At 70.8% G+C, this 7,546-nt stretch carries 6 protein-coding genes and 1 pseudogene; all 7 read left to right on the forward strand.

The features are described 5' to 3' along the window. Positions 1-24 precede the first annotated feature (24 nt). The gene (locus tag H286_RS0100880; protein WP_020096738.1) at positions 25-807 is read left to right on the forward strand and encodes a biotin--[acetyl-CoA-carboxylase] ligase; all 783 of its coding nucleotides are present in this window, start codon (positions 25-27) and stop codon (positions 805-807) included. Between the two features lie 66 nt (positions 808-873). Continuing rightward, entirely contained in the window at positions 874-1,428 is a 555-nt protein-coding gene (locus tag H286_RS0100885) for a PH domain-containing protein (protein ID WP_020096739.1), read from the forward strand. A gap of 55 nt (positions 1,429-1,483) precedes the next feature. Further along, a complete protein-coding gene (locus tag H286_RS0100890; RefSeq protein WP_020096740.1) occupies positions 1,484-2,611 on the forward strand; it encodes a 5-(carboxyamino)imidazole ribonucleotide synthase in 1,128 nt (375 codons plus the stop codon). 96 nt (positions 2,612-2,707) lie between these two features. Continuing rightward, the gene (purE, locus tag H286_RS0100895) at positions 2,708-3,175 is read left to right on the forward strand and encodes a 5-(carboxyamino)imidazole ribonucleotide mutase (RefSeq protein ID WP_020096741.1); all 468 of its coding nucleotides are present in this window, start codon (positions 2,708-2,710) and stop codon (positions 3,173-3,175) included. 25 nt (positions 3,176-3,200) lie between these two features. Beyond that, positions 3,201-4,661, forward strand: a complete 1,461-nt coding sequence (locus tag H286_RS0100900; RefSeq protein WP_020096742.1) for an LCP family protein — start codon at positions 3,201-3,203, stop codon at positions 4,659-4,661. A 19-nt stretch (positions 4,662-4,680) separates the two neighbouring features. Continuing rightward, positions 4,681-5,790, forward strand: a complete 1,110-nt coding sequence (locus tag H286_RS0100905) for a glycosyltransferase (protein WP_018188749.1) — start codon at positions 4,681-4,683, stop codon at positions 5,788-5,790. A gap of 92 nt (positions 5,791-5,882) precedes the next feature. Then, positions 5,883-7,546, forward strand: a pseudogene (locus tag H286_RS14970) (hypothetical protein); the annotation flags it as partial.

Below are 7,546 nucleotides of genomic sequence, written 5' to 3' on the forward strand. Positions count from 1 at the left end.
GTCGCCGCACTCTAGGGTGGCGGCATGTCGATCCCCGAGAACGGTTACCCCCGCGCCGCCGCGGTCAGCCCGCGCCTCCACATCGCCCCGACCGTCGACTCGACGAACAAGAAGCTCCTGACCGATGCGTTCGACGATCCCGAGGGGCATCCCCACCTCTCGGTCGTCCTCACCCGTGATCAGCGCGCGGGACGCGGTCGCCTCGACCGCACCTGGGTGACCCCGCCGGACTCCGCGCTCGCCGTCTCGGTGCTCCTCCGCGTCGAGGCGGTTCCGACGTCCGCCCGCGGATGGATCCCGCTCGTGGCGGGCGCGGCCATGACCTCCGCCGTCCGCGACCAGTTGGAGGGCCGCGAGGTCGGACTGAAGTGGCCGAACGACGTCCTCGTCGGAGGGCTCAAGATCTGCGGCATCCTCGCCGAGGTCATGCCCGGAGACCCCCACACGGTCGTCGTGGGTGCGGGTGTCAACACGCGGATGACCGCCGCCGAGCTCCCCGTCCCCACCGCGACGTCCTTCGCCGCCCTCACCCGCACGGCCGACGAGGATCGCCTGCTGGCCGACTACCTGACGGGCCTCCGCGACGCCGTCGCGGCGCTCGCCGTTGGGGGGACGGTCGCGGATGCCGCGATGCAGGCGGTGCGCGAGGTGTGCACCACGCTCGGCTCGGACGTCTCGGTCTCACTCCCGGACGGCTTGACCCTCATCGGCACGGCGCAGCGGATCGACGACGAGGGGCGCCTCGTCGTCGAGGCCGCCGGCGTGACGCACGTCGTCTCCGCAGGCGATGTCGTGCACGTCCGATGACCTCCGTCCGATGCGCTCCGGGCGCGTCGGCGCGGACCGGTGCGCCGGGCGCGTCATGATGGTGCCGTGAGCCAGCCGACCGCGTATCCGGGACGTCCCCGGACGCCTGCGCCCGGCACTGCCGCGCCCGAACTCGTCATCGCCCGGCTGCACCGCCACGCCCGTCGACTGGCCTGGTCCGCGCTCGTCCTCATCGTCACCGCCGGGGCGACCGGGTACTTCAGCGGGAACCTCCCGGAACCGTGGGAGGACTGGATGCTGTGGGGCGCCGCATCCGCCGTCATCCTCCTCTTCGTGGTCCTCCCGTACCTCCGCTGGCTCGCCCACACCTACACGGTCACGACCCGGCGCGTCATCGAGCGAGCCGGACTCCTCAACCGGCGTCGCACCGACATCCCGCACGCCCGGGGCTACACGATCTCGGAGCGCCGTGGTCCGTTGCAGCGGATGTGGGGGAGCGGCACGCTGACCCTCGCCAACGGCGTGGACGAACCGCTCCGACTGATCGACATCCCCTCGGTCCGTCTCGTGCACGAGACGCTGTCGGACCAGGTCGAGGTCAGCCAGATCCTCGCCCACCGCGACTCTCACAGCATCCCGATCGCGGGTCTCGAAGACTGACCGTCTGCGACCGGGCACCGGTATGCGCGAGGATGGAGACGACAGGAGGAGCGGCATGGCACTGCAGGTCGGAATCGTCGGAGGCGGACAGCTCGCGCGGATGATGATCGCGCCCGCGGTGGAGATGGGCATCGACGTCCGGGTGCTCGCGGAGGGGCCCGGGATGTCGGCGGGACTCGCCGCCTCTGCCGTCGGCGACTACCGCGACCTCGAGACGGTCCTCGCCTTCGCGGAGGATGTCGACGTCATCACCTTCGATCACGAGCATGTGCCGCAGGACGTGCTCCGCGGTCTCGTCGCCGCCGGCGTCGCCGTGCACCCCGGCCCCGATGCTCTCGCCTTCGCGCAGGACAAGATCGACATGCGCACCAAGCTCGCCGAGCTGGGCATGCCCCAGCCCGAGTGGGCCGCGGTGGCGGATGCCGCATCCCTCGACGCCTTCATCGCCGAGCACGGCGGGCGCGCCGTCGTCAAGACGCCGCGCGGCGGGTACGACGGCAAGGGCGTACGCGTCGTCGCCGACGCGGCCGACGCGGCGGATTGGCTGGATGCATTGGAGGAGGGCGGGGCGCTCCTCGCCGAGGAGCTCGTCTCCTTCAGCCGTGAGCTCGCCCAGCAGGTCGCGCGGCGCCCGTCGGGCGACCTCATCGTCTACCCGGTCGTCGAGACCGTCCAGGAGGGCGGGGTGTGCGCCGAGGCGATCGCGCCGGCCCCCCACTCGGCGGGCCGACTCGCCGACGTCGCTGCCGAGATCGGCGAGGCGATCGCGACGGGCCTCGGGGTGACCGGCATGCTCGCGGTCGAGCTCTTCCAGACGGGCGACGAGCGGCTCCTCGTCAACGAACTCGCGATGCGTCCGCACAACAGCGGCCACTGGACGCAGGACGGATCCGTGACGAGCCAGTTCGAGCAGCACCTGCGCGCCGTCCTCGATCTGCCCCTGGGCGACACCGCGCTCCGCGCGCCGCACGCCGTGATGGTGAACATCCTCGGCGGACCGGCCGAGGGGACGCTCGGTGAGCGCCTGCCCGCCGCCCTCGAGGCGCATCCTGCCGCCAAGATCCACACCTACGGCAAGGACCCCCGTCCGGGCCGCAAGGTGGGGCACGTCAACGTCGCCGGCGACGATCTCGACACCGTCGTATACGAGGCGCGAGCGGCAGCGGCCTACTTCCTCGATTGACCCGTGCCGTTCCGGGCTTCTCCAAGCTCTCCCGCCTAGCCTGGTCGAGTGAATCGCCCCCTCCACTCATCCTCCGCCCCTCTGATCGGCGTCGTGATGGGGTCCGACTCGGACTGGCGCATCATGTCCGACGCCTCGCAGATCCTGACGGACTTCGGCATCGCGCACGAAGTCGAGGTCGTCTCCGCCCACCGCACCCCCGACAAGCTGCTCCGCTACGGGCGTGAGGCGCGCGAGCGGGGTCTGCGGGCCATCATCGCGGGTGCGGGCGGCGCCGCTCACCTGCCCGGCATGCTCGCCTCGGTCACGACGCTCCCGGTGATCGGCGTCCCGGTGCAGCTCTCGACACTCGACGGCCTGGACTCGCTTCTCAGCATCGTCCAGATGCCCGCGGGCATCCCGGTGGCGACGGTCTCCATCAACGGCGCGAAGAACGCCGGACTTCTCGCTGTGCGGCTGCTGGGCGCCACGGATGCCGAGGTCGGCGACCGCGTCGCCGCCTACGCCCGGGACCTCGAGGCGCAGGTCGAGGAGAAGAACCGACGACTCAAGGATTCCCTGTGAGCCGGATCGCGACGGAGGTACTCCGATGAGCGTCATGAGCCCGCCGCGATCGACCTCGACTCCGACGCGCGGACGCTCCGTCGTCGAGGAGCGGCCGCTCCGTCACCCCGACGACTCGGCGCCCGCGATGATGTCGCGGCGTGCGTGGTGGCTCGTGGCATCCAATTTCCTGCTTCCCGGCTCGGCGCAGACCCTCGCCGGCAACCGACGCCTCGGTCGCGTCGGCCTCGTGGCGACGATCGTGATGTGGGTGCTGCTCGCGGCGGCCGTGCTGCTGGGGCTGATGTGGCGGTCGCTGCTGACGTCGATCGTGGCCTCGGCGTGGACGCTCACCGGAGCGCAGATCCTGCTCTGGGTCTACGCGGCGCTGTGGGTCGTGCTCACGATCGACACGCTCCGCCTCGTCCGGCTGCCCCGTGTCCCCGGTCGGACCCGCGCTGCGGCGACGGTCGTGGCGCTCGTCCTGGCCCTCGTGCCCGCTTCCGCAGCCGCGTACACGGCGCAGTCGGTGATCGCGCCGCTGCGATCGGGCCTGTCGATCTTCGCGTCGGGCCCCAGCGTCCCCCCGTCGGACGGCTACTACAACTTCCTCCTCCTCGGCGCCGACAGCGGTCAGGGACGCGACTCCATGCGCTTCGACAGCATCTCGGTCGTCTCCGTGAACGCCGAATCGGGAGCCGTCACGATCTTCGGCATCCCGCGTGACCTGCGCCACGTGCCGTTCTCCGACGGCCCGATGCACGACCTCTACCCGAACGGGTTCGAGGGGCACGCGGGGCAGACCTGCGGATGGTCCTCGGGCATCAACCAGCTCATGAACGCCGTCGAGACGTGCCGCGATGATCGCGGGAAGAGCCTTTACCCGGATGCCGCGGCGCAGAACTCCACCCCAGCCGTCGAGGCGACGAAGGACGCCGCCGAGGGGATCCTCGGCATCAAGATCCCGTACCACGTCTTCATCGACATGCACGGCTTCGCCGACCTGGTCGACGCGCTCGGCGGAGTGACGATCACGGTCAAGGAACGCCTTCCCGAGGGGCCGGGTCCCCGGTACCACGACCAGCCCGCCGAGGAGTGGGCGACGGGCTGGATCGAGAAGGGGAAGCAGCACATGGACGGGCAGACGGCGCAGTGGTACGCACGCTCCCGTTACACGACGAGCGACTGGGACCGCATGCGCCGTCAGCGCGAACTTCAGACCGCGATCCTCGCCCAGGCCACCCCGTCGACCGTCGTGACCCGGTTCAGTGAGATCGTCGCGGCGGGCAAGAACCTCGTGCAGACCGACATTCCCGACTCGTTGCTGCCGTTCCTCGTCGACCTCGGCGCGAAGGCGAAGGATCAGAAGGTCCAGGACCTCGAGCTCACCCCGAAGGGCGTCAACATCGACCCCGACAACCCCACCTCCGCGGACTGGCAGAAGATCCGGGGGATGGCCGACGGACTCCTGCACCCGCCAACACCGGCACCGAGCACCGCGCCGTGACGGCCGAGAGGGATCACCGATGACGACCACGCTCCGCGTCGTGTTCGACCCGTCCGCCCCGGCGACCGGGCCGGACCTCGTCGTCGCCTCCCGTGAGCTCGCGGCGGGGCTCGTCGCCACAGCCCCCAGCGGGTGCGAGGTGCGCGCCATCGTCCCGAGCGACGCCGGCGACGACACGCTGGCGGATCAGGGGGTGGCCGCCGCCGACCGACTGCCCGTCGGATCGGCCGCGGCATCCGCTCTCTGGCGCCGCGGACTCCGGGCGGGAGCCGGTGACGGGCTCATCCACTCGGCGACCCTCGCGGCGCCGCTCGTCCGACACGACCGCGTCCACGATCACGATCAGACCGTCGTGACCCTGTGGGACGTGCGGCCGTGGGACGACCCCGACGAGCTTCCGCGAGCGGATGCCGCCTGGTCCCGGGCCATGCTGCGCCGAGCTGTCCGCCACGCGGACGCCGTCGTGGTCCCCACGCACGAGCTCGCCCGTCGAGTGGCCGAGCTCGCCCCGCTCGGTGATCGCCTGCGGGTGATCGCGGGCGCGCCCTCGGACGATCTGCGCGTCCCCACGGACGAGGTCGGGCGTCGCCGCGAGCTGGACCTCCCCGACGGCTACGTCCTGCTCGCCGGCTCGGCAGCGGCATCCGATCGGCTCCGGACGGGGCTCGAGGCGGTCGTGCGGTCCGGACGGGACACCGCCGTCGTCGTCATCGACGCGCCCGAAGGGGAGGAGCCCGCGATCGCCGAGCTCGCCGCTGCGGCCGGATTGCCCGAACGACGCCTGCACGTGCGAGGTCACCTCGGAGCGCCCGACCGTGCCGCCGTGATGGCCGGCGCCGTCGCATACCTCGCCCCCGCGGATTCGCGCGCGTTCCCGTGGCGGACGCTCGACGCCCTCCGACTGGGTCTCCCGATCGTCGCGGCCGAGAGTGCGACCCACCGAGAGCTTCTGCTCGACGGGGCGACCTTCGCCGCCGGCGATCCGGGCTCGCTGGGGGACGAACTCGCCGCCACGCTGTCGTCCACGTCGACGGTCGAGCGGCTCGCCGTCCTGGCAGCCGATCGGGGTCGCGCGTTCAGCTGGGCGGGCGCGGCGGAACGCGTCTGGCAACTCCACGCCGAACTCTGACGTCGGCTGTGAACGCCGTGGTAGCGGCGTGTCGCACGAGACAACTTCCGTCTCGACTGGTATCAGAGCGCGACTTCAGTAACACTGTTCACATGCGCCTCACATCTTCCGTGCCCCGACACCCCCTTCGGCGCATGGCGATGGTGTTGGCGACCGTGCTGTCGCTCAGCGTCCTCATGGCCGTCGTCCCCACGACGGCGGCTCAGGCGGCCGATCCCCGCCTCCCCTCGTCGATCACCGACGGCGGCTTCATCATCAGCGACGCGGAGTTCTTCAACGGAGGATCGATGACCGCCGCGCAGGCGCAGTCGTTCCTCGAGAAGCGCGTCCCCTCGTGCAAGGCGACCTCAGGGCCGACCTGCCTGCGGAACTTCACCGCCGACCTGCAGCCGAAGTCGAAGGACGCCTACTGCAACGCGGTCGCGGCGAAGAAGAAGGTCCGCGCCTCGGAGATCATCGCCACCATCGGCAAGGCCTGCAACATCAGCCCGAAAGTGATCCTGGTGATGCTCCAAAAGGAGCAGGGCCTCGTCACCTCCACCAAGCCCACCGAGTGGAGCTACCGCGCCGCGATGGGCATGAACTGCCCCGACACGGCGCCGTGCAGCGCGGCATCCGCCGGGTTCGTCAACCAGGTCTACCTCGGTGCCCGCCAGCAGCAGGTCTACGCGAAGAACCCCGGGTCGTACAGCTACCGCAAGGGGCAGGTGAACTCGATCAAGTGGCACCCCAACAGTGCGTGCGGCAGCTCCAAGGTGCTCATCAAGAACCAGGCCACGGCGAACCTGTACATCTACACGCCGTACCGCCCCAACATGGCGGCGCTCGCCGCCGGGTACGCGCAGGGCGACTCGTGCTCGAGCTACGGCAACCGCAACTTCTACAACTACTACGTGCAGTGGTTCGCCCCCGAGGTGTCGAAGAACCCCGGCGGAGCCGCGGCACTCGTCAAGGCGTGCACCGCACCGGCGGCCGCCGACGTCCTCCCGGCATCGGGTCCGGCTACGGTCACGACCGCGACCACGGGGCGCACTGCGCCGGTCAGCGGCTGCACCACCGGCGCGACCTCGCTCAAGGCCTCCTCCAAGGTGACCCTCACGGGCACCTACGGCTCGTGGGCGCGGGTGACGAGCGGATCGACCTCCCTGTGGGTCGCGAAGTCCGCTCTGTCGACGCCGGCGCCCGCCGGAGGCGCGTGTGCGGTCCCCGCCGAGTCGAGCGTGACGAAGGCGACCGGCACGATCACGGTCGTCACCGACAGCCTCAATGCCCGTAAGGCCCCGTCGACGCAGTGCCAGACCGGCGTGCGTGCGATCACCCGGGGGCAGACCTACCAGCGCACCGGTGTGTACGGCGTCTGGTGGCGCATCCAGGTCTCGGGAGCCACCTACTGGTCCCACAGCGACTACATGACCGTCAAGAACGATGCCCCTCCGGCGTCGACGATGTACCTGGCGACGACGACGAACATGACGCCGTCGGTGTCGTCGGCGACGATCCAGGCGACGCTCCGCAAGGGCACGACCGTCAAGGCGCTGACGGTGTCGGGTGACCGTACCCAGGTCACCGTCGACGGCATGACGGGCTGGGTGTACTCGTCGAAGCTCTCGGTCGGGAACCCCGGCGGGGCGTCCGGCCAGGATCGGCAGAGCATCGCGGCGACGCCGCTTCGTGCGACGGCATCCGCCTCGGGCAAGGTCCTGACGACGCTGAAGGCGGGCACGAAGGTCACCGTCTACGACACCTTCGGTGCGTG

It is taken from the genome of Microbacterium sp. 11MF (assembly GCF_000383475.1).
Classification (GTDB): Bacteria; Actinomycetota; Actinomycetes; order Actinomycetales; family Microbacteriaceae; genus Microbacterium; species Microbacterium aquilitoris.